At 55.9% G+C, this 20,253-nt stretch carries 19 protein-coding genes; 5 read left to right on the top strand and 14 right to left on the bottom strand.

The features are described 5' to 3' along the window. Nucleotides 1-91: 91 nt before the first annotated feature. The 6 genes from tnpC to CLU90_RS16130 all read right to left on the bottom strand — a co-directional run bounded on the left by tnpC (nt 92) and on the right by CLU90_RS16130 (nt 4,727). Nucleotides 92-1,678, bottom strand: a complete 1,587-nt coding sequence (tnpC, locus tag CLU90_RS16150) for an IS66 family transposase (RefSeq protein WP_100427868.1) — start codon at nt 1,676-1,678, stop codon at nt 92-94. 29 nt (nt 1,679-1,707) lie between these two features. Further along, on the bottom strand, nt 1,708-2,055 hold the full coding sequence (gene tnpB, locus CLU90_RS16145; RefSeq protein ID WP_100427869.1) for an IS66 family insertion sequence element accessory protein TnpB: 348 nt from the start codon (nt 2,053-2,055) through the stop codon (nt 1,708-1,710). Beyond that, entirely contained in the window at nt 2,052-2,438 is a 387-nt protein-coding gene (tnpA, locus tag CLU90_RS16140) for an IS66-like element accessory protein TnpA (protein ID WP_100427870.1), read from the bottom strand. The genes tnpB and tnpA overlap by 4 nt, the downstream gene beginning before the upstream one ends. Nucleotides 2,439-2,476: 38 nt before the next feature. Continuing rightward, a complete protein-coding gene (locus CLU90_RS29350) occupies nt 2,477-2,644 on the bottom strand; it encodes a hypothetical protein (RefSeq protein ID WP_157808838.1) in 168 nt (55 codons plus the stop codon). Nucleotides 2,645-3,153: 509 nt separating this feature from the next. Then, nucleotides 3,154-3,939: a hypothetical protein gene (locus CLU90_RS16135; protein WP_086147231.1), complete on the bottom strand. Its 786-nt coding sequence runs from the start codon at nt 3,937-3,939 to the stop codon at nt 3,154-3,156. A 5-nt stretch (nt 3,940-3,944) separates the two neighbouring features. Next, nucleotides 3,945-4,727, bottom strand: a complete 783-nt coding sequence (locus CLU90_RS16130) for a WYL domain-containing protein (RefSeq protein WP_226935452.1) — start codon at nt 4,725-4,727, stop codon at nt 3,945-3,947. Between the two features lie 208 nt (nt 4,728-4,935). On the opposite strand from CLU90_RS16130, the gene CLU90_RS16125 reads away from it, so the two are divergent. The 3 genes from CLU90_RS16125 to CLU90_RS16115 are packed head-to-tail and all read left to right on the top strand — an operon-like array spanning nt 4,936 to nt 9,496. Continuing rightward, nucleotides 4,936-6,129, top strand: coding sequence for a metallohydrolase (locus tag CLU90_RS16125; protein ID WP_100428378.1), 1,194 nt, complete (start codon nt 4,936-4,938; stop codon nt 6,127-6,129). Further along, a complete protein-coding gene (locus CLU90_RS16120; RefSeq protein WP_086147234.1) occupies nt 6,126-8,381 on the top strand; it encodes a ThiF family adenylyltransferase in 2,256 nt (751 codons plus the stop codon). The genes CLU90_RS16125 and CLU90_RS16120 overlap by 4 nt, the downstream gene beginning before the upstream one ends. Nucleotides 8,382-8,425: 44 nt before the next feature. Continuing rightward, the gene (locus CLU90_RS16115; protein WP_086147235.1) at nt 8,426-9,496 is read left to right on the top strand and encodes a ComEC/Rec2 family competence protein; all 1,071 of its coding nucleotides are present in this window, start codon (nt 8,426-8,428) and stop codon (nt 9,494-9,496) included. A gap of 941 nt (nt 9,497-10,437) precedes the next feature. Here the strand turns inward: CLU90_RS16115 and CLU90_RS16105 are convergent. The 6 genes from CLU90_RS16105 to CLU90_RS16080 form a co-directional block, all read right to left on the bottom strand. Continuing rightward, nucleotides 10,438-10,893, bottom strand: a complete 456-nt coding sequence (locus CLU90_RS16105; protein ID WP_086147266.1) for a chromate resistance protein ChrB domain-containing protein — start codon at nt 10,891-10,893, stop codon at nt 10,438-10,440. Between the two features lie 10 nt (nt 10,894-10,903). Further along, the gene (locus CLU90_RS16100; protein WP_086147236.1) at nt 10,904-11,626 is read right to left on the bottom strand and encodes a superoxide dismutase; all 723 of its coding nucleotides are present in this window, start codon (nt 11,624-11,626) and stop codon (nt 10,904-10,906) included. A gap of 63 nt (nt 11,627-11,689) precedes the next feature. Beyond that, complete coding sequence (locus CLU90_RS16095) at nt 11,690-12,253, bottom strand: hypothetical protein (RefSeq protein ID WP_157808837.1); 564 nt, start codon at nt 12,251-12,253, stop codon at nt 11,690-11,692. 123 nt (nt 12,254-12,376) lie between these two features. Next, a complete protein-coding gene (locus CLU90_RS16090) occupies nt 12,377-12,715 on the bottom strand; it encodes a hypothetical protein (protein WP_100428376.1) in 339 nt (112 codons plus the stop codon). Between the two features lie 37 nt (nt 12,716-12,752). Next, on the bottom strand, nt 12,753-13,937 hold the full coding sequence (locus tag CLU90_RS16085; protein ID WP_172404838.1) for a chromate transporter: 1,185 nt from the start codon (nt 13,935-13,937) through the stop codon (nt 12,753-12,755). Between the two features lie 10 nt (nt 13,938-13,947). After that, on the bottom strand, nt 13,948-14,925 hold the full coding sequence (locus tag CLU90_RS16080; protein ID WP_100429480.1) for a chromate resistance protein ChrB domain-containing protein: 978 nt from the start codon (nt 14,923-14,925) through the stop codon (nt 13,948-13,950). 228 nt (nt 14,926-15,153) lie between these two features. Between CLU90_RS16080 and CLU90_RS16075 the strand changes: the two genes are divergently transcribed. Together CLU90_RS16075 and CLU90_RS16070 are read left to right on the top strand one after the other, a co-directional pair. Then, entirely contained in the window at nt 15,154-16,242 is a 1,089-nt protein-coding gene (locus tag CLU90_RS16075; protein WP_086147239.1) for a DMT family transporter, read from the top strand. Further along, nucleotides 16,239-17,198 carry a DUF4238 domain-containing protein gene (locus tag CLU90_RS16070; protein ID WP_086147240.1) on the top strand — a complete coding sequence of 320 codons (960 nt, stop codon included), beginning with the start codon at nt 16,239-16,241 and terminating at the stop codon, nt 17,196-17,198. Before CLU90_RS16075 ends, CLU90_RS16070 begins: the two co-directional genes overlap by 4 nt. A 71-nt stretch (nt 17,199-17,269) precedes the next feature. On the opposite strand, the gene CLU90_RS16065 is transcribed toward CLU90_RS16070, so the two are convergent. Further along, entirely contained in the window at nt 17,270-18,418 is a 1,149-nt protein-coding gene (locus tag CLU90_RS16065; RefSeq protein ID WP_100428375.1) for a TniQ family protein, read from the bottom strand. 35 nt (nt 18,419-18,453) lie between these two features. After that, nucleotides 18,454-20,253 carry a TniQ family protein gene (locus CLU90_RS16060; protein WP_086147242.1) on the bottom strand — a complete coding sequence of 600 codons (1,800 nt, stop codon included), beginning with the start codon at nt 20,251-20,253 and terminating at the stop codon, nt 18,454-18,456.

Raw genomic sequence — 20,253 nt, 5'->3', positions numbered from 1 at the left:
GGATGGCAGTAAGCGTAAAGCCTGCGCCGTCTTGAGCCTGGCGTTGATTTGCTAGATGATGGCATCACACCGCTGGGAAGCGGCGTGTTGTTTAAGCCGAAGGGAGCTGCGCGGCGCAGTTCCAAGGCAGGAAGTCGTCGACCTGATTGACCGGATGATCGGCGATGTTGGTCAGCACATGGCGCAGCCAGGCCTCGGGGTCAACACCGTTGAGCTTGGCCGTGCCGATCAGCGAGTAGATCGCGGCAGCACGCTCGCCGCCGCTGTCGGCACCTGCGAACAGGTAATTGCGGCGGCCGATGGCGACACCGCGCAACGCCCGCTCGGCGGCCGAGTTGTCGATCTCAATGATGCCGTCGTCGCAGTAACGCAGTAACGCCGGCCATAGGTTCAGCGCGTACTGGATTGCCGCCGCCGTGTCCGACTTGCGCGACAGCTTTTCAAGCGTGGCGCGTAGCCAGCCATTAAGCTCGTCGAGCAATGGTCGTGATCGTTGCTGGCGCGCCAGTTGTCGTTCGTGCGGCGGCTTGCCGCGTATCTCGGCTTCGATCACATACAGTTCGGCGATGCGTCGTAGAGCCTCGGTCGTGATGGCAGATGACCTGGCCGCGTGCAGGTCGTAGAATTTTCGCCGTGCGTGCGCCCAGCATGCCGCCTCCTGGATGGTGCCGTCGACGTACAGCGCATTGAAGCCGGCATAGGCGTCAGCCTGCAGCACGCCGCTGAAGCTGGCCAGGTGGGTTTGCGGATGGATACCCTTGCGGTCCGGCGTGTAGGCGAACCAGACCGCTGCTGGCGTGGTGTCGCCCGACGCGCTATCGTCACGCACGTAGGTCCACAGCCGCGCTGTTTTCGTCTTGCCATTGCCGGGCGCCAGGACCGGAATCGGGGTGTCGTCGGCGTGCAGCTTGGCGCCAGCGAGCACATGGCGCCGGATCGCCTCGACCAGCGGGCGCAGCAGCGCGCTGGCCGCCCCGACCCAGTTCGCCAGCAGCGCACGTTCCAGTTCGACGCCTTCGCGGGCATAGATCACCGACTGCCGGTATAGCGGCAGATGGTCAGCGAACTTGGCCACCAGGATATGGGCCAGCAGCCCCGGTCCGGCAATGCCGCGCGCGATCGGCCGGCTTGGCGCCGGTGCCTGCACGATGGTGTCGCAGCACTTGCACGCCAGCTTCGGACGTACATGACGGATCACGCGGAAGCTGGCCGGCACGAACTCCAGTTGCTCGGCGACGTCCTCACCCAACTTGCGCAGCCCGCCACCGCAGGCCGGGCAAGCCTCGGCCTGCGGTTGATACACGCGCTCGTCGCGCGCCAGGTGCTCCGGCAGCGGTTTGCGCGCCGACTTGGTGCGCGGTGCCTTGTCTGCCGGCGGCCGCTCACGCTCGGCCTCACCCTCGGTCGCTTGCAGGTCTTCCAGTTGTAGTTCCAGCTGTTCGATCTGGTGGTCCAGCTTCTCGGATTTGCGACCGAACTGCATGCGACGCAGCTTGGCAATCATCAGCTTCAGATGCTCGATCTCGACCTCGGTCGTCGTCAGTTGCGCGCGCAGTCCTGACACCAGCTCGTCGTGCGCGGCGATGACGGTGTCGCGCTCACGCAGCGTCTGCTCGGCCGCCAGCAGCAATGCCTTGAGGGCATCGATGTCGTTGGGCAGATCGGCTGAATTGAGCATGGGCCAAGTTTACGCGAGGGCGCCGACGTTTACAAGCCCGACGATGGTTGCCAGGTGCGTACTGGCTGGCGCCAGTCGATGCCTTCGAGCAGCATCGACAGTTGGGCCTGCGTCAGCGTGACCGTGCCGCTGCTGGCCTGCGGCCAGATGAAACGGCCCCGCTCAAGCCGCTTGGCCAGCAGGCACAGGCCGTCGCCAGTCCACCACAGCAGTTTGATGATGTCGCCGCGCCGGCCACGAAATACAAACACATGGCCGTTGAATGGATCGGCCTGCAGCGTCGTCTCTATCTTGGCCGCCAGGCCGTTGAAGCCGCAGCGCATGTCGGTGATGCCAGCGACGATCCAGATCCGGGTGTGGGCCGGCAGGCCGATCATGGCAGCAGCCGCTGCAACACCAGGTGCAGCACGGCAGTGTCAACGGCGCCTTCCAGCCGCAGCCGCGCTTTGCCAACGGTCAGTTCGATGATGCCGCCGCACGCTGGTGCCTGCTCGGCCACGGGCTGTGCCATGACCGACGCCACCACCGTCACCGGCAGCAGTGTGCAGACATTATTGCCAGATTCCTGCTGGCCTTCTCCGAACAGTTTACGCCAAGCGAATACCTGATTGGCGTTGAGGTTGTGCTGGCGGGCGATGCGCGAAACGGATGCGTCAGGCAGCAGCGACTGGGCGACGACGGCCCGCTTGAATTCATCGGAGTGGCGCCGGTAGCTGCCACGTTTTGAGGGTCTTGCGACTGGTTGAATTATTGTGTCCATAATCGAGTTTGTGGACACAATCGATTTGTGTCTCAACCTCAAATCATGCTGGCAGGAGTAGTCAAGGTAAAGACGGCGCTGGCTTTACGCTTACGGATGGCATTGCTGTTTGACTCGGCATGGCGCACGTCGCCATCGTTGGGGTTGATGACGATGGCGCAACCGCCAAGGGCAACGGCACAGCACAGGGCCAGCATGGTACGCATGGTGTTTCCTTTATGATTGTTTTAATTTGGGAACAGAAAAAGCCGGCTGCCGCGCCGCGGCTGCCGTGCTGTCGATGACAAGGTAGCAAATCCGACACGCTTGCTAAGTAGAAATGCGATGAACTGCGCAAAATGGGGGCTGAAACGTATTCTGGTCCACCCGGTGCCGAAGGTCCGGCGCCGGCACGGAGGGTACAATGCCTGTGTCCGGCGTGCCGGGCGGTGTTGTTACGTCGGAATAGAATCTTGAATCGTGGCTCTTTGGAATCAAGGATTTACGATTCTCATCCAATTTTTTTTGTCCCGCTGTTTTCTTGAATGGCCACCAGATCGGGCATCTTGTCGTTGATATATTTTAATATATTCTTGAATGACATTGATTGTCAGCGAATTTCATGAAGGTCTGGCGTTATGTTCTTGATGTAAGCAATTCCATACCGCCGCGCGAATTGCTGGCCAAACTGCTGCAACTGGCCGCTACCCTAGTGTGTTTACAAATTGGGAGAAACCTAATTTGTAGAGGTTGCCCCTTTTTTTCTTGGAGCCGAAGAAGTCAAAGAAGGAAGGCATTCGAACAAACGCTCTGCGTAGACAAATCCCATTCTTTTTACTGCATTCTCATCAAAGTACAGTAGCCAGGCAGCAAGTAGTGCGAGCGAGATGAGCAGCGTCAAGCCTGCGGCAAGACCAGGGTCGGCGAAATTGACAGGCATCCAATGAGGCGGATTTACCTGCAGAATTCTTGCAATTAGCAATCCATATGTAATGCCAAAAATACATGAGACTATGCCGACGGATTTCATTGCAAGCATATTGCGGTGGAAGCCATAGGCAATGTTTTCCTTGAGCAAAAGTTGCTTGTTTGTGCGGGTGAGTTCTCGAAGTCGTTTGGTTGCACCAATATAGATGTCGTCTGCTTTGTCGTGATCTGCTGATTCTTCTTCTGCAGTTGGCATGACAATACCCAACTTACCTGCAATTGCAGTGTGGTATCGCTGCTTACTAATACTATCCAGAAACTTGTCACGATGGCGCAGGGCAATGGTTGTTGGCATTCCTCCCCATTTCTTGACCAAGGCTTCTTCCAACATCTTTCCACGCCCACGGGCTACGCTTGCGAGCGCATAGATTGCGCCGCAGCCGCCAAGCAGCCCGATCACGCTTGTAAGCACAGGGTGCTTTGCGCCGTAGACGCACAACAAGGGAACGAGCAACGGCAAAGCCACAAGAAGGCCAGGAATCACTCGCGCCTTGCGTTCGTAGGGGTCTTTGACCAGTTCAAAAATAGTTGTCATGGCAGTTAACCTTGGGCTGACAATGCATCAATATAGGGTTGAATTTCATCGCGGTTCTTCAAAGTGATTTGCTGCGCGAGAGGGTCGGATGCCTCTTTAGTATGCAAGCCGAGGCGTCTTAGAGTGTAGTATAAGAAAGCCTGGCGGCATGGCAGTTGGACTTGTCCATTTTCCATGCCGTAATCCAGTTCCAAAACACGTTTTTTTGCAGGTGGCAAATCGGGATGCGGTGCCAGCACCAATGTAAGGACCGTTTGCCAATGTGAATCCTGTCTTGCATCTACATGGCTTGGTTCAAAGCCATCGATGCGCAGAATGCGTGCGAGCACAAAATCGCTGAACCGCTGACGTTTATGGCAAAACGCACGTACATGCCAGCGAAATCCATCGTTTCCAAGTGAATGTGGAGACAAAAGACGCACAGACTCATCCAAGGAAGTCATGGACTGATAGCTTACCAAGATGGCCATCCGTTCTTGTATGGCCTTGACCACCGCTTCGACGGTCTGTTCATTGATCGTGCGCCATGGAGATGGAGCCCAATCCGTCTCGGGGGCAGAACCGATAAAGCTGGCGGTTGGCTCGACAATTCCCATTTTGGTCGCGAGCAATTCTGCCAAGTAACGTTGTGCCGAACTTCGTTGATAGAGCGGTCGAAAGTTTGGCGTTGCAGTGTAGGTCTTAGAGCTACGGTCGTAGGCCAAGTTCTTTGGCGCCAATTCTGTGTACTTGGCAATATCCAATGAGGCTTGAGGAGTCGACAGACCAAAGTGGTTGGTGAGGTCCATGCGATTGATTCGTCGTTCCCACCGAAGACGAAAATCAATGAACTGAAGTCTGCGCTCCAGCCCCCAACTCAGGCCCTTTAGCTCAACGGGGTCAGGGGCTATAACTGGAGACTCTTGCATTAAAATGGGCATAAAAAGTAGACGGATCGTAAAAATAGTCGTATATTAACTATACGCGATCATTAACCATCCGTCCACTGGAATCCAAATGCCCACGACCCTCACTTTCTTCCCCGTCGACAACGGCGACATGACCCTTATCAAGTTTGGCGATCTGGACGCAACGACGTTGCTGATCGACGTAAACATTAGGCAAGACGCCGATGATCCCGACGGGGATGCGCGAGATGTCGCCAAGGACTTGCGAGATCGTTTGAAAAAGGATGAGAACGGCAGGCCCTATGTCGATGCTTTCCTGTTGAGCCATCCAGACCAAGATCATTGCCGGGGACTGACGCGGCATTTCTACCTGGGGGCGTTGGATAAGTATCCGGATGACAAGAAAGATGACAAGGACAAGAAAATCGTGATTCGCGAGATGTGGTCATCCCCGATCGTGTTTCGCCGCACTAGTAAGACGCATACCTTGAGCGATGACGCCAAAGCATTCAGCACAGAGGCGCGTCGGCGCGTGCAACTGAATCGTGACAAGAATTTCGTGGTCGGGAACGGTGACCGTATTCAGATTATGGGTGAGGACATCGATGGAAAAACTGATGATCTCACCTCGATTTTGCGAAAGGTGGACACGCGCTTCTCGACGATCAATGGTAAGAGTTCTGCATTCTTCTCTGCTTTTCTTCTGGCTCCCCTGGATGCCGAGGATGACGAAGAGGAAGAAGAGTGCCTGGTCAAGAACCAGTCCAGTGTGATCATGAACATCACGTTGGCCGCTGATGCCCAGACTCCGGATGGCGTGAAATTCCTTACCGGTGGCGATGCCGAGGTGTTTATCTGGAACCGCCAGTGGCAACGCCACAAGGCGGAAGTCGAAGTGCTTGAGTACGACATCATGCAGGCACCACATCATTGTTCCTGGCATTCTCTGTCCTACGACAGTTGGTCCGATTTCGGCGAAAAAGCCAAGCTCGATGCCGACGCCAGAAAGGCGCTTTCGCAAACCCGTGACGGTGCTGTCATCGTCGCCAGTTGCAAGCCGATTGCAGATGACGACAGCGATCCGCCCTGCATCCGTGCTAAGCGTGAGTACGTGGCGATCGTGGACAAAGCAAAAGGCCAGTTCTATTGCACTGGAGAATACCCCAACGAAAAATCCGTGGAACCACTTGTATTCACCGTCACTTCTCAGGGCGTGCAACCACCCCCAAAGAAGGAGGCCGGATCGAAGGCCGCTGCTGTGGTGACGTCTGCGCGTACTCCTATGCCGCATGGGGCGTCATGATAGATGCCATCGCAGACGCACTGCATCAGCTTCAGCGGCACCGCGGTCTAGCCCGCGTTGGCGAGCTAAGGACCAGCGGTGAAACGACGCAGATAGATATTGATGTCGCTGTCGAGTTACCGAGCAGGTCTCGGCGCAGCGCTGTATCCGAGACGGGCGTGCGCGCTGTCGAGACCTGCGTTCTGACATTCGGCAGTAACTGGCCCCTATCCGCCCCCCAGGTTTTTCTGCGCGCGGATTTTCCGCTCAATTTGCCGCACATTAATCCCCACCACGCAGGTCAGTTGGTATCGCCCTGCCTGTTTGAGGGATCGTTAGACGAACTGCTACACCGGTTTGGTCTGGACGCCATTGTCGATCAATTGATCGATTGGTTGCACAAGGCTGCGGCAGGGACATTGCTTGACCTTGAGCAGGGGTGGGAACCAACACGTCGGGACAGCTGTCCCTCGACCGTTGTATTCAGCGCCGAGAAGGTCGTAGCCGCTGCTCCCGCCGACGGCGCGATTTTAGTAATTCCTGCGGGTTACGTGACGATTGATGGCGGGCTGTACGCCATTGTCAATGCGGAACTGATCGCACAAGTCGATTCAGTGTTCTATCAGGAAGCATGCGACGACAAATTGGGAAAGTGGGGAAAAGGTCACACCGTCGCCTTCATCGCGCGGGCTCCGATGGACAGAGAACATCCCCATGTAATCGGACACTATCAACCAGAAACGGTTGTTGATTTCGCGACACTGCTTGATCGAGCAGAGGAACTGGGTATCAATCGCGACGCTTTGGAGCGAGGCTTGGATGGCTACTACGGACGCTCGATCTTGGATCTACGGCAGGATGCGCGCGGCTGGACACATGGCTTGTATGCGATTGTGATCCTAGTTGTACAAAGACCAGTGCCACTTGTTGGTTCACCTGGGAGAAGTGTCGAGGTACTGCCCTATGTGGTGCGCTATGAGCTCAACACACAATCACTTTTGGAGCGAAACGCTACGGTTCACCCCGCTTTTCACGCGCATGCGTTATCACCGGAGTTGCTCGCAAGAACGTCTGGCATTTCGTCAGCGACAACATCGCAACCACTGGTCATGCTCGGCTGCGGAAGCCTAGGCTCGAAAATCGCGATGCATCTGGGCCGAGCTGGCTTCGGTGCGATGACTTTCGTGGATAACGAATCCATGTCACCTCACAATTCGGCGCGACATGCGCTCATCGAACAGGTGTCTGTGCTGCTCCCGCCGCTAAAGGCAGCGTTGATGAAGGCGGCCTTTGAATCGCTGTCGCATACTCAGACGCGCGCGTTCGATAACGATGCAGTGACTCTTTTGGTCGATCCTGCGCAGTTTGCTACTGCCATTCCGCAGGATGCGACTCTCATCGTGGATACGACGGCTTCACTTCAGGTGCTTGCTGCAGAAATGCAATCAGCCGCGCTGAACCAGTCTCCGGCCCGGCTAGCTCGGATCACGATGTATGGTCAAGGACGTTGTGTTGTGATTTTGCTCGAAGGACTTGGTCGCGCCAGTCGCGTCGATGACCTCACTGCATTCTTGTTTGAGCGCTGCCGGTTTGTGCCGGGATTGCGCGTGGCTATAGCAGGGGAAACTTCTGAGCCAACGCGCATTTTCGTGGGAGACAACTGCCGTTCCCTGACTATGCCAATGTCCGATGCCATCGTTTCGCGATCGGCGTCACTGGCGGGCCTGCAATTGGAACGTTGGCTCATCGATGGGCTTCCAAGTGACGCGGTGCTTTGCGCCGGGATCACTGATGCCGAAGACCTCGGTATGGCATGGACTTGTGCCAGCCTTGGCTCAACTACCGTGCTTGAAGTAGCAGATGACGGTGGTTGGAACATTCGGATTCTGAACCCGGTCGCGCAGGCCATCGACACTGACGCGATGCGGTGGGGATCCCTTGAAACAGGTGGAGCCTTAGTCGGCCGCATCTCGTTTGAAAGTCGAACAATCACTATTGCAGGCCTCGTTGACGCTCCCGCTGACAGCGTGCGAGAGGCTGCCCGCTTTGTTCTCGGAACTGACGGACTCGTTCAGGGTTTGCGCGCTGCGAACGAGGCTTCTTTGGGGTATCTCACTTTCATCGGAACTTGGCATAGCCATCCGAAAGGTGGTGTGCATTCGGGTATCGACCGCAAGACCCTACGCGGTATTGCAGAGGATGCGGGTGGTCTTCCCGCCGTGTCATTGGTATGGACTCCGACAGGTCTCACCTGTGCGGTGGATCGCTGGTAGGGACAGACAAATAGCAATTTGTTGGTATAAAACGAGAGGGATGTATGGCTGACTATTTCGAGATTGACTTTCTTGGTGTCGAAACGGCAAAGAGTGGCGACGCAATTGCGCTGCGTTATTCCGTGAATGGCACTGCCGGCGTACACGTTGTTGATGGAGGGTATCTGGATACGGGGGATCAGATCGTTGAACATCTGAAAACCTACTATGGAACAACCGTCATCGACAATGTGATCCTCACGCACCCTGATCGTGACCATGCAAACGGGTTGAGGAAGGTTCTGGAGCAGTGCACGGTTCGCAATCTCTGGATCAACAGGCCGTGGATTTACGCGGATCGCTTAATTGACCATTTTGAAAACTATGAATCAGTCGAGGCACTGCGACGCAAGTTGCGCTCCATCTACGATGCTACAGCGATGCTTGAGGATATCGCCGTTGCCAAGGGAATTCCAATTCATGCACCTCTTCAAGGACAGAGTATTGGGCCATTCCTGGTGATGGCACCTACACTTGACCGCTACTGTGAGTTGATTGTGGATTCAGATAGAACACCAGAAGCTGTGGAAGAAAATATCTTTGATGGCGTTCTGGGTAGCATATTCCACGTAGTGGAAGCGGCGACTGCTTACATTAAGTCCTTTTGGGGTGATGAGTATTTTCCGCCCGCCCCTACCAGTCGCGAGAACGAAATGAGCGTCGTACAGACAGCGGTCCTAAATGGCCATCGCGTCCTGTTGACTGGCGATGCAGGACGTGAAGCGCTACAAGAAGTCATTGACTATGCGCCATTTGCTGGACTCATGCTACCAGGCATTCGGTATTTTCAAGTACCTCATCACGGCGGGCGCCATAATGTTTCAACTGAGATTCTGGATCAGTTGCTTGGTCCACGGCTGGATAAGATGCCTGATCAGCACGCATGGAATGCCATATGCAGTTCAGCCAAGGCCGATGAGGATCATCCACGAAAGTCAGTAATTCGTGCTGTGTTGCATCGTGGCGGACACTGGGCGGCAACCGAAAGCAAAAATATTCGCTTTGGTGCTGGTATTAAACGCGATGGCTGGGTATCAATTCCTCAAGCAGATTACCCCGAAGATCAAGAGGGATGAGTGTGACGTACTGTTCACAGTTTCCTGCTGCCAATGGCGTGCCCGTTGGGTTCGCGAGCACTGCCCCGCACCTCCTGTTTTCGGTGTACCGATTTTCATTATTTATGGCTACTCCTTTGCCTAGGATTATGGGGCGAGTGTGTATCCTTGACTCGCGGCGATTCAGTAGGCGGCAACGGGAACAGGCGATGGCACTGCCAAATTGAAGCTATCCGCTTCAGGTTTCGCCACAGAAATTCTGCAGGTAAGCCACTCTGTTGTGCAGCTTGTTCCACAGCCATCACTACATTTTGAACCGGCGCCTCTTGAAGGAGATGTACGATATTGGAAACATTTTCTTTAGGTACATCACCGGTCGTCAGAATACTAAGCAAAGTTTCTGGTGTGAGTGTTTTTCGGTAGCTTACGCTGCATGTCTGCGCTGCCATCCAAAGCCACTTTCTGGGCTTCAAGGGGGCCATGGTAATCGGGTTTAGACCCAGCACATGTGGAAGATCTAATGGGCCAAAGCCTTCCCCTGCGTGGGCCATGAGTTGGGCCTGCGAAATCGTTAAGCCTAAAGTCGAGCAACGTTCTACAATAGTTTTGAAGTCAGCTGGTTTCATCGTTTAAGTAATGCATACGAAAAGAGAAGTACAAAACATCAAAAAATCTCACCGTTACAGTAAACGTCAAGATGACCTTCCGACTAAGGAATTGGGATTTGAAGTGATCTTAAACTGAATCGTGGCGCTCACTCGGGCATGTGATTATTCTCATCAAAGCAGATAGTGATTTACATGGGGAAATGGATATCACTAATCATACCTACACCATCGCGTCAGCGCTATGTAACAAGACCGACTTTCACGTTCCAGGCCGTACCGAGGACCGGATCGGAACGCGTGACGCTGCAGCGGTAAGCCTCCAGTGTCAATTCATTCCGCCGGACCACTACTTTTTCAGTTCATGTTAGGTGGCCAGTTGTGCGTTTCACCCTGGCAGTCACGGCACCACGCATACAAGGCGTCATACATCACCAGGCCATGCCGCAGCATGTCATGGTCATCGGAAAACACCTTCGACAAGCCCAACGAGAGTGCGTATAGCCCGGCCGACTGCGGACTCAGATCCAACCTCGCGGTGTCGGCGCCGCGCACGATAACGGCAAGTTTCTGCAGAGCGGGATCGGTCAGCTTGTACTTTTCCAGAAACGCGTCGAAACTACACAACTCGCCGACATGGGTTAACTCCACGTCCGGTACGTCATATGGGATCGCTCCCGTTTCCGCAGCTAGGCGTAGTACCTCACCGGCGGGCACGTACAAGAACTCCGCCTCTTGGTCGACAAAGCGCTCGATTAGCCACGGACAGGCTATGCGATCGATTTTAGGGTGTTCTCGGGTGATCCATTGCATGATGCTCTCCTCATGCGCGGGCGGCATCGAAACGTGCAGCCACGTTGTCCCAATTGATGATTGTGAACAAGTTGTTCAGATATTCGGCGCGGCGGTTCTGATATTTCAGGTAGTAGGCGTGTTCGAACACATCCAGCAGCAACAACGGCTGGACGCCCCAGGCGGTGAGCTTTTGATGGTTCTCACACTGCAAAATCATCAGCTTTTTTGTGCCTGGGTGGTATGCCAGCATGCCCCAGCCCGATGCCTCTACCGCCGTGCTCGCCGCGATCAGGTGCGCCTTGAACTTGTCGTAGGAACCGAATTCGGTATTGATCGCCTTGGCCAGCATCCCAGCCGGCTGGCCACCCTTGCCGGACAAATTCGACCAGTAGATTGTGTGCAACAGATGACTGGATAACTGGAAGGCCAGTTCCTTCTCATAGTGTTTTACCAGGCTGAAATCACCGCTCTCGCGCGCCTTGGCCAATGCCTCTTCGGCCTTGTTGGCCGCCGCAACCGCCGGCTTGTGGTGAAAATTGTAGTGCAGTTCGACGGTCTTAGCGTCGATCACCGGTTCTAGCGCATCATAGGAAAACGGTAGCGGCCCCACCGCATACTTTCCGCTGGCATCGGTCAACTGGTCCATGGTATGGCTCCCTTCTTTGGCAGTTGCGTTGGGCAACTGTGCGGCAACGATTCCGGCGCCTACGGCGGCGGATGCTTGCATGAATTGGCGGCGTGATGATGACATTGCGGACTCCTTTGCGTTGCATTAGTCGGTGACCGGCGCAAACTGGCGCGCGGTCCCCTTCAATCACTGATGTCGCGTATCCATCAGCGCTCCGTTGAGCAGGCTGTAGGTCAGCTCGGTGACTTTTCTGCCGTTGGCGACCAGTACTTGAGCGACAGGCTTGTGCTGCTTGATGCCCGGTGTTACTGAATAGACCGTTCCAGGCTGTGCTTTTTGCGCTTTAGCGATCAGATCCGCCAGGCTTACCCGCGTTAATGACAGCAAAGTTAATTGCTCCGACGAGCGCGCGATATGCGGCGCATCCTTGAACACTTCAACTTCGGGCTTCCATTGGCTTTGTTCGGGGCTGCCAGAGAGTTCTTGCAGGATGTTCTCGTCAGGCGCAGCGCCCAGGCCCTTGCCAGCCGAGTACACTGACAGCGACAACTTGCCGGCGTCATCGAACTCGAACTTGGCCGACAGCGCCACGCCGCCATCCTTGTTCGCCTGACGTACCCCATCCAACAGCGTCAGCTTGCCCTTGCCCAAGGCGGCAAGCAGATTTTCCTGTGGTTCGGCGTGCAGTGCCCCCATGCTCATGGCAAGCAACGCGACCAAGCCCAATTTCCGACAATATTGATGTGACATTGTGTTTCTCCTCAAAAATGAGTACTACATGAATCGGCCACGCTCAGGCTGACAGGACCAACAAGAACCGCGAGCCCTAGCGAGCAGACTATAAATTTGTGCATCCAGGCCCCTCGGCGCCGCTTACGCCGGGGCGATGAGCCGCGCTAGGGTTCCAAAGTACATCTCGCGACCACTCCGAGATAATTGAACTTCGCCGCCTGCCATACGCACTTCGTAGCATTCACGTTTCCCGACAGGTTTAATCCAGCTCAGGCACATGCTGTGTGCCATGACTTGCCAGCGGCCCTGTACGTCGCGGCCCATTTCAGCACCGGTCAAGCTGCCGTCGCGCTGGAATTGGTAGGTGTAATGCGTACCGTCGCTCAACGCATGGCCGGCAAACATGGCGCGTAACGCACCTTCATCAACGACGCGGTGTGTAGCGGACGGCCTGGCGGTGGCACTTGCAGAGAAGGCCATTACCAGTCCGAGGCAGATAGCTTTCCGTTTCATTCGGTTAGTGATGCAGCAATGGATAAATCAGCAGACCCGCCACGGCAGCGGTGGCCACCACGACGGGCTCCGGCAACTTTTTGAACTTCCACAACAGCACCATGGCGGCCACGGCGATCAAGGCAGTCGGGATGTCAATGATTGAGCGTTTGGCGATGACGATCACCGAGCCGGTGATGGCGCCGATGGCGGCGGCGGTGATACCGTCCACGAAGGCCAGCACACCTGGCAACTTGCCGTATTTTTTAAAGTACGGTGCTGGAATCACGGTAAACAGATAGCAGGGGATGAAGGTGGCCAGGGCCGCCACAGCGGCGCCTGGGAAACCGGCGATCAGGTAGCCGATAAAGCCGACGGTGATGACGACGGGCCCTGGGGTGATCATGGCGACGGCGACGGCGTCCACAAACTGCCTGTCGGTCAGCCAATGGTGCTCGGTGACCACACCGCCATACAGGAACGGCACAATGGCAAGGCCTGAACCGAACACAAAGGCACCCGCTTCGGCAAAGAAGATGCCGATTTGCGTCAACTGCGACACATCCACCACGCCCCATATGCCCGGTGCCGCTGGCAGCTGTGCCATGCCGATCGCCTGCAAGCCGCCGCCTTTCATGAGGCCCTTTGGCGGGGCGCGCACCAGCCACACCAGCACGCCGGCCGCGATAAACAGCCAAGCCACCTCGGATTCGGTGACGATGGTCACGCCGGCGAGCAACAGGTAGATGGCCCACAGCAATTTATCCTTGCCGATGCTTTTGATCGTCAGCTTCCTGGCGCTGATGGCAATGATGCCGATCACTGCCGCACCCACACCATAAAACACGGCCTGCATCCAGGATAGGCCGCCAAAGCGCATGTACGCCCAGCCCAGCGCGACGACCATGAAAAACGATGGCAGTACGAACGCCAGGCCGGCCAGGGTGGCGCCGAGCAGCCGGTAATGGACGTAGCCCATATAGATCCCCAGCTGCGCGGCAAGCGGGCCTGGCGCGATCTGCGCCAGCGCCAGGCCTTCCTTGTAGTCGGCCTCCGTAATCCAGCCGCGCTGCTCGACCAAGTCGCGGTGCATATAGCCCACCAGCGCAATTGGTCCGCCGAAGCCCAGGCTGCCCAGGCGCAACATGTACACGATCATCTGCCATAGCGTGTAGCTGGCACGAACTGGTTGGGCGTCAATTATCTTCATGGAGGATCCTTTAGGCCGGCAATGCGGGAGCCTGCGGTTCAGAGGAAAAGTGCTGATACAGGGCATCGAGTACCAGGCTGATCTCTTGCAGCAACTGGTCGTCGTCCTTGGCGCGTTGGCGCGCGCCACTGAGCATGGCCTCGAAGCCGCTCGCCTCCGGCACAAAGGTGCCGCCGACATCCAGCGTGTGCACCATGGCACCGAGACGCAGAAGGCCAGTATCGTGACCCAGCCCAAAACTGGCCAGCAGCACTTCAAATGTCACGCGGTCGCCGACGTGGGTGAAACTGGCTTGGTCAAAATCAAAACCCAGTGCATCTGGCGGGCAGTCCGCTGGCTTGTCCAGCCATATAAAGTGGGCTTGCGGATCGATAAAACGTTGAATCAGCCATGCGCTGGCCACGCGGTCGACCCACAGGTGGCGCCGGGTGGCCCAAAGGCGCCCCTGGAACGCAGCGGCATCGAGCAGAACGATCTGCGCGTTGGTGGCTTCAGGTTCTCCGGGCGAGAGCAAGGCTTCGGCCACGTGGACAAAGTCCATCCAGGCTGCCTGCGTGAGCGCGCTGGCTTGTGAGGGAAAATAATCGGTGGCGCACAGGGCATCGTACTCGCGCCGCAACTTGCGCAAAGCACGGTTGATGTCCGCCGGTGCAAGTCCATCCAGCGTGCGGCGCATGCGCGTGAGTGCCTCGACAAACTGGGTCATTTCGGCGCTGCGGTCAAACAGGCTGCAATATGCTTCGTTATCGCTTTTGGACTGGGCCTGGACTGTCAATAGCCAGGCGCTACCGCCTTCACGCAAGGTTTCCGCTGCCAGTTCGCTCAACTGTTGCTGTTGTGCAGCGCGGTCGGGCAGCAGGTAGGCGCCGTCGCGCAATGCACCGCAACCCAGGTTTTTCAAAGCACGCCAAATGCGCATTCTGGCGGTCGCGCTATCGGTCGGCAGGCTCACAACGAGCAGCAGCCAATTTTGAGGAATGGTTTTCATGATCGCAGCATATATCATGGTAATGATATTTACAAGAAATGTAGACTTCATTACTAAATATTGAGTCGATATTACTTTACTGGCACAAATCTGGCCAACGCCGACCTTGTCTTCAGTTTAACTATCATGCGGCCCGCACCGGTCCGCATGTGAGGGCCGCAAAGCCAGCGTGTGCCAGATCGTGCATACTGGCAGACAAGGCAGAACGACACACCACGAAAGCATGGCATGACTTCTTCATCGTCTTCAACCAGTCACAGCACGCATCAAGGTGTCGTGTATGCCTTGCTGGCGGCAGCCCTGTTTGGCGCCAGCACGCCCTTTGCCAAAACGCTGGTAGGGCAGGTCGCTCCCGTGACTCTGGCTGGCATGCTGTACCTGGGCAGCGGACTGGGCTTGCTGGCTTGCTTCGTGGTGCGCGCCGTGCTCACCCGCAACAGTCAGGACAAGCCGGCAACATTAACGGGCGCGGATCTGCCCTGGCTTGCGGGGGCGATCGCCTTCGGCGGCATTGCCGGGCCCGTCCTGCTGATGTTTGGCCTGACGCTCACGCCCGCATCTTCGGCTTCGTTACTGCTCAATATCGAGGGCGTACTCACAGCGATGCTTGCCTGGTTCGTCTTCAAGGAAAATTTCGACCGCCGCATTTTCATCGGCATGCTGCTGATCGTCGCCGCCGGCATCCTGCTGTCGTGGGAACAAGTGCCCAAGCTTGGCGTGCCTTGGGGGGCGATCGCCATAGTCGGCGCCTGTCTGTGCTGGGGCATTGACAACAACCTGACGCGCAAGGTGTCGGCCAGCGATGCCTTGCAAATTGCAGGCCTGAAGGGACTGGTGGCCGGTTCCGTCAACCTGGCCATCGCCCTGGCCCTGGGTTACACCTTGCCCGGCGTCAGCATCTCCCTGAGTGCGGGATTGGTCGGTTTTTGCGGATATGGATTGAGTCTTGTCATGTTCGTGCTGGCTTTGCGGTATCTGGGGACGGCCCGCACAGGCGCTTATTTCTCGGCGGCGCCATTTGTCGGCGCGGTCATCTCGCTGTTCATGCTGGGCGATATTCCCGGGCCGTTGTTCTGGCTAGCCGCAGCATTGATGGCCACCGGTATTTGGCTGCATTTGACGGAAAAGCATGAGCACGATCATGAGCATGAGCCGATGTTCCACACGCACGCGCACAGCCACGATGCCCATCACCAGCACACGCATGACGACAGTTGGGATGGCAAGGAACCGCATGTGCATGCGCATCAACATGTGCCGTTGCGCCATGCGCATCCCCATTACCCTGATATTCACCATCGGCACGACCATTTATGAATCCGTCCAAAAAGCCCAATCAGCCGATAAAGCATCATTATCTGCCGCAGTTTTATCTACGCGGTTTTTCGCCCAATCAGTGCGCGATCTTTCAGATTTATAAGAAGAAATCACTTGTTGTTCCAGGCACGGTTGACAGTGTGGGCTATCTTCGAAACTTTCATACAAACGACATCGAGGGCGTGAAGGATCCGCAATTTCTTGAAAAATCCTTGGCTGGTCTTGAGGGCTACCAGAATACTGTGCTGAAAGAAGTGCAACTCCATGGCATAAGGGCACCAGAGACGAGGCGAGATTTGGTCGATTTTTTAGCGTTGATGCGCATGCGTATTCCCGCGATGAAAGACCATGTCGATAGCTCAAAACAAGCGGTACTGATGGTTCAACTACGGGAACTCGAACGTAGGGGGCAACTTCCTTCACGACCTACGGGTTATGAAAAAGCATTGATCGCAAAAAACATCGTTGTAGAGATTACGAATGCTGAGTGCCTGCGCGTCATGCTTAAATCAGCTTTCGACAAAGATATCCTGAAGATTTTCTATCAAATGCGCATGACCTTGTACCAAGCGCCTTTTGGTGAGTCCTTTGTTACGTCGGATCAACCTGTGGCGCTCTACCATGCGGACCTGCAGTATCGCCATCGCGGTGCTGGCCCTTCCACTATGGGCATACAAGTGTCATTGCCCCTGACCAGTCGGCTTCTGATACAGTTGGACAATTGCCCAGGATCGCATGCCGAATTGCAGGCGACATCAGACGAAGTGCGCGAGTTTAATCGTCGTACAGTGGTGATGGCGGAAAAATATATTTTTACTGGCGATGATCCAGTACGAATAGCGGAGCTGGCAGAACAGTATCGGTCTTGGACTGCAGGTTTTAGGCATCAGATCGAGAATAGGGCTGATGGCCCTTACCAAACTCATAAATTCATTCCAGTGGCCCCCGCATCGTAGAGAATACGAGGTGCCTCGCGACTTGATAATTTACCGCAATAGACACATCAACAGGTTTGGTGATTAGTGGCTCAGAACAGCCCTGGCTGCTTGTCCTTTGAACGAATAGGCAAAGTGGCGTCGAACCAGTTTTGGTCAAAGCGCAACAGCCACCGAAACGAAGTCGGTACAGCCCTTGCAAAACGGCTACGCGATGCTTTGCCGTCTGAGTCCAGAAATTCCAAGCACCTTCTTCGGTGTGTTTGAGGTGTTACCTCCGGAGCATGTCGTGCTTGCTGAGATGGTGCGCAGTCCATCGTCGCTTGCCAGAGGCAATGCTGATGAAATGCTTGCCAGGAGCCGAATAGCCAATCAACTAGGAGCAAGTTGTGGATGGCCGAGCGCGCCGGTGCCGGATGAATAAAGCTGCGCTGCAAGATGGCGATACCCTGCGGCGAGAGCGCCGGAGTGAAGTCGGGATGCCCGCTCAGGAACTGGTAACGATGTACGAATTCGCTGGAAAATGGTATGCGCCGTAGCTTGCCCGTCGCCGTCAGCAGGCCGTGATCACCGAGTGCGTTGAGCAAGGTCGCGTGTAGGGTGTCCGCATCGATACTTTGCCGGGTATCCTCCAGCACATCCATGCCCAGCGCGGTCAGGCGATTCAAGGCATGGTGGTGCGCTGCCCAATCGACGTGCGCCTTGAGGGTGTCCGCTTCGGTTTGCTCCGGTAGCAGGAAGCGCTTGTGACGTTCGAGAGGTGCCAGTATACAGCTCGCCAGAGGCGTGGCGTGGATGGGACAGACGAATGCCGTGGGCAGATGGTGCGCACGTCGCCAGAATGCAGTCGCATGGCAACGCAGGTCACTCTCGACACAACGCAGACACATCCTCCATCTGCCGGCCGAACCGTTCGACAACGTCGACAAGCCATAGCCTGCGGTGATGATCGGTGCTGGAGCCGAGCCGCTATTCCATGGGCGGCTGCCCAGCCGCTCAAAAAAGCCGCTCAGTGTCATATTAGCGAGAACACGTGCAGGATCGCCAAAGCAATCTTGGGTAACGTCACAAAACCGTTTCAGGTTGACGGGGAAGTCGGACACTCGCGTGTTGCGTGAATGGCCAAACAGACTCTGGCAGGCATCGATGTCATTTCTTGCCGCGTTGGCCAGCCGTATCCTTGCGACGACGCTATAAAGCGTTTCGTCGGATCGTGCAATCGGCAAGCAATGGATATCCATCTGGGTTCTCTTTACACGGATCGTATGGCCGAGCGTCAGGCACCCAGTTGTGTATCGCCAGCGCGGCCGCCAATGGGGCCCCGGCGTGCGGTGCGCAGGCGATAAGCCCGGCCTGCCTTGTAGAATTCGCGTTCGGGACAAGGGCCTTGCCAATTCTTGGCAAGGCCGCGCGATTTCAGGACTGACTTGATGACCTGAATTGAGCCTCCTCCGCAAGGAACAAAGTCGGAAAAATATTCCATGATGACCCTGAACTTATTGACTTCGAGCTTGGATAGCGCAATGATTTTGTGTTCGGTCGTGTGCGGATCATGAAGACATTGCAAGGTCCACAGGATGCGCCTGGCATAAAAATGCCAGAGGCTTTCCTCATTGGCGCTGATCGCTGCGGCAGTCAACGGAAATCCCGGCCCTGCAGGCCAAGAGGATTTAGACTTGGATTTTGATGCTTGCAACAATCGATTCTTGGTAACTCGCACGGGCCTGGCATTTTCCCCATATAACTCGACCGCGCTTGCCTTGACAGCTTCCGACAACTGGGCATCGCGCACAAGACGCTGTTCGCGAACTTTGAGTGCCCTAGCGGCATCTTTTTTTTGCTTTGCAGCCGCGCTGGCCAAGCGGCGTTCAATCACTTCGCTGGCATTTGGCAGTAATTTGACAACCCGTTTCATGCTGCCGAAATGATGGCGCCATAACTGTGCGATATCGTAATGATCGCGCTGCGCCAGATTAACCAGTTCATCGAGCAGCTCTTCTTCCGGTCGTTTTTCCCTTATGGATTCGACGTTGCCATTGGGCGAGCGCGGGGCTGCACCTGTAATATGAGGAAGATCACCAAGTTCGGGCTTGGCATACAGGATGGCGTCGGCGCGGCTGAGAAAGAGTGCGGCATCGCGGAAAAGAAAGTAGGCGGCCATCAGGTGCCGCGTTAGCGGCGCCTCCACCGCAGAGTGGGCACAGAGAATATTGAGCCAATGTTCTGTTTTTCCGGATTTGTAAGCCGGATCGATCTTGGCGAACAATTCGGCGCCGAAATGCGCTTCGATTTTCCCCAATAGCATACTGTGATTGACGCGCTTGTCTCCCCACTGGCATCCAATTTCAATGGCACGTACTTTGTAGATATCGATCAATTGTTCGATACTCAGTTTGCTTGGCTTCGCAGCTAGGAGCACTTGTGCAAAGCGTGCGAATTCAACTTCTACCGCACACGCTGGCTGCAGATCTGGCCGTATTTGGTCGGTAAGGGTGCAACCGCACTCGCATCCCATCCATGCGGACAGGATCAATTGATTTGGCTCAGCGAACGGGCATCCGCACGACGGGCAGCGATCGAGCAATCGGATGGCATGTTTCCAGCACGCGGTGACGCCTGGGATCTGGTGCGCACGATGGATGTATGGACAGCCGTGATCGCGTTCATCGTCGATCAGGCAGTGGGTGCAGATATAGGTCAGCCTGTTGTCGCCCTTGATACGTCGCGGCAGTTTGATCAAGGGTGGACCTGGGATTCGATCCGGATGCCTTGTGGCGGACTTGGGGCCGAAGAACTGCTGGAATAGTGGTAACAGGGTGCTGTCATTCTGTATTTTGACCAGATTGTGACTAGGCAAACCAGGTAATTTTTCGGCCAGCTTGTCAAGGTTGGGCTGGACTAGCCCTGTCAAACTGAACGGAGCTTTGTCGAACAACTGCTTGTACGTCACCTGGATCGTTGGCCGGCCACGGCGAATATGGTAACGGCTTACTCGTGAGCCAATTGTCTCATCGGGAAAGCCAAGAGGAAAAAAAGGCAGAATACTTGATGCGCGTGCAGTGGTCTTGACGGGCAT

Source organism: Janthinobacterium sp. 67 (assembly GCF_002797895.1).
Taxonomy (GTDB): Bacteria; Pseudomonadota; Gammaproteobacteria; order Burkholderiales; family Burkholderiaceae_D; genus Janthinobacterium.
Note: the sequence above shows the minus strand (reverse complement) of the source record. Positions and strands in the feature narration are given on the sequence as shown.

Bases quoted from the DNA above. Each gene is read 5' to 3' on its own strand.
- CLU90_RS16120 (WP_086147234.1), top strand. From the start codon at position 6,126: ATGATAGATGCCATCGCAGACGCACTGCATCAGCTTCAGCGGCACCGC.
- CLU90_RS16125 (WP_100428378.1), top strand. From the start codon at position 4,936: ATGCCCACGACCCTCACTTTCTTCCCCGTCGACAACGGCGACATGACC.
- tnpA (WP_100427870.1), bottom strand. From the start codon at position 2,438: ATGGACACAATAATTCAACCAGTCGCAAGACCCTCAAAACGTGGCAGC.
- CLU90_RS16080 (WP_100429480.1), bottom strand. From the start codon at position 14,925: ATGAAAACCATTCCTCAAAATTGGCTGCTGCTCGTTGTGAGCCTGCCG.
- CLU90_RS16100 (WP_086147236.1), bottom strand. From the start codon at position 11,626: ATGTCATCATCACGCCGCCAATTCATGCAAGCATCCGCCGCCGTAGGC.
- CLU90_RS16090 (WP_100428376.1), bottom strand. From the start codon at position 12,715: ATGGCCTTCTCTGCAAGTGCCACCGCCAGGCCGTCCGCTACACACCGC.
- CLU90_RS16060 (WP_086147242.1), bottom strand. From the start codon at position 20,253: ATGCCCGTCAAGACCACTGCACGCGCATCAAGTATTCTGCCTTTTTTT.
- CLU90_RS16070 (WP_086147240.1), top strand. From the start codon at position 16,239: ATGAATCCGTCCAAAAAGCCCAATCAGCCGATAAAGCATCATTATCTG.
- CLU90_RS16135 (WP_086147231.1), bottom strand. From the start codon at position 3,939: ATGACAACTATTTTTGAACTGGTCAAAGACCCCTACGAACGCAAGGCG.
- CLU90_RS16105 (WP_086147266.1), bottom strand. From the start codon at position 10,893: ATGCAATGGATCACCCGAGAACACCCTAAAATCGATCGCATAGCCTGT.
- tnpB (WP_100427869.1), bottom strand. From the start codon at position 2,055: ATGATCGGCCTGCCGGCCCACACCCGGATCTGGATCGTCGCTGGCATC.
- CLU90_RS16115 (WP_086147235.1), top strand. From the start codon at position 8,426: ATGGCTGACTATTTCGAGATTGACTTTCTTGGTGTCGAAACGGCAAAG.
- CLU90_RS16065 (WP_100428375.1), bottom strand. From the start codon at position 18,418: ATGGATATCCATTGCTTGCCGATTGCACGATCCGACGAAACGCTTTAT.
- CLU90_RS16130 (WP_226935452.1), bottom strand. From the start codon at position 4,727: ATGGACCTCACCAACCACTTTGGTCTGTCGACTCCTCAAGCCTCATTG.
- CLU90_RS16095 (WP_157808837.1), bottom strand. From the start codon at position 12,253: ATGTCACATCAATATTGTCGGAAATTGGGCTTGGTCGCGTTGCTTGCC.
- CLU90_RS16085 (WP_172404838.1), bottom strand. From the start codon at position 13,937: ATGAAGATAATTGACGCCCAACCAGTTCGTGCCAGCTACACGCTATGG.
- CLU90_RS29350 (WP_157808838.1), bottom strand. From the start codon at position 2,644: ATGCGTACCATGCTGGCCCTGTGCTGTGCCGTTGCCCTTGGCGGTTGC.
- tnpC (WP_100427868.1), bottom strand. From the start codon at position 1,678: ATGCTCAATTCAGCCGATCTGCCCAACGACATCGATGCCCTCAAGGCA.
- CLU90_RS16075 (WP_086147239.1), top strand. From the start codon at position 15,154: ATGACTTCTTCATCGTCTTCAACCAGTCACAGCACGCATCAAGGTGTC.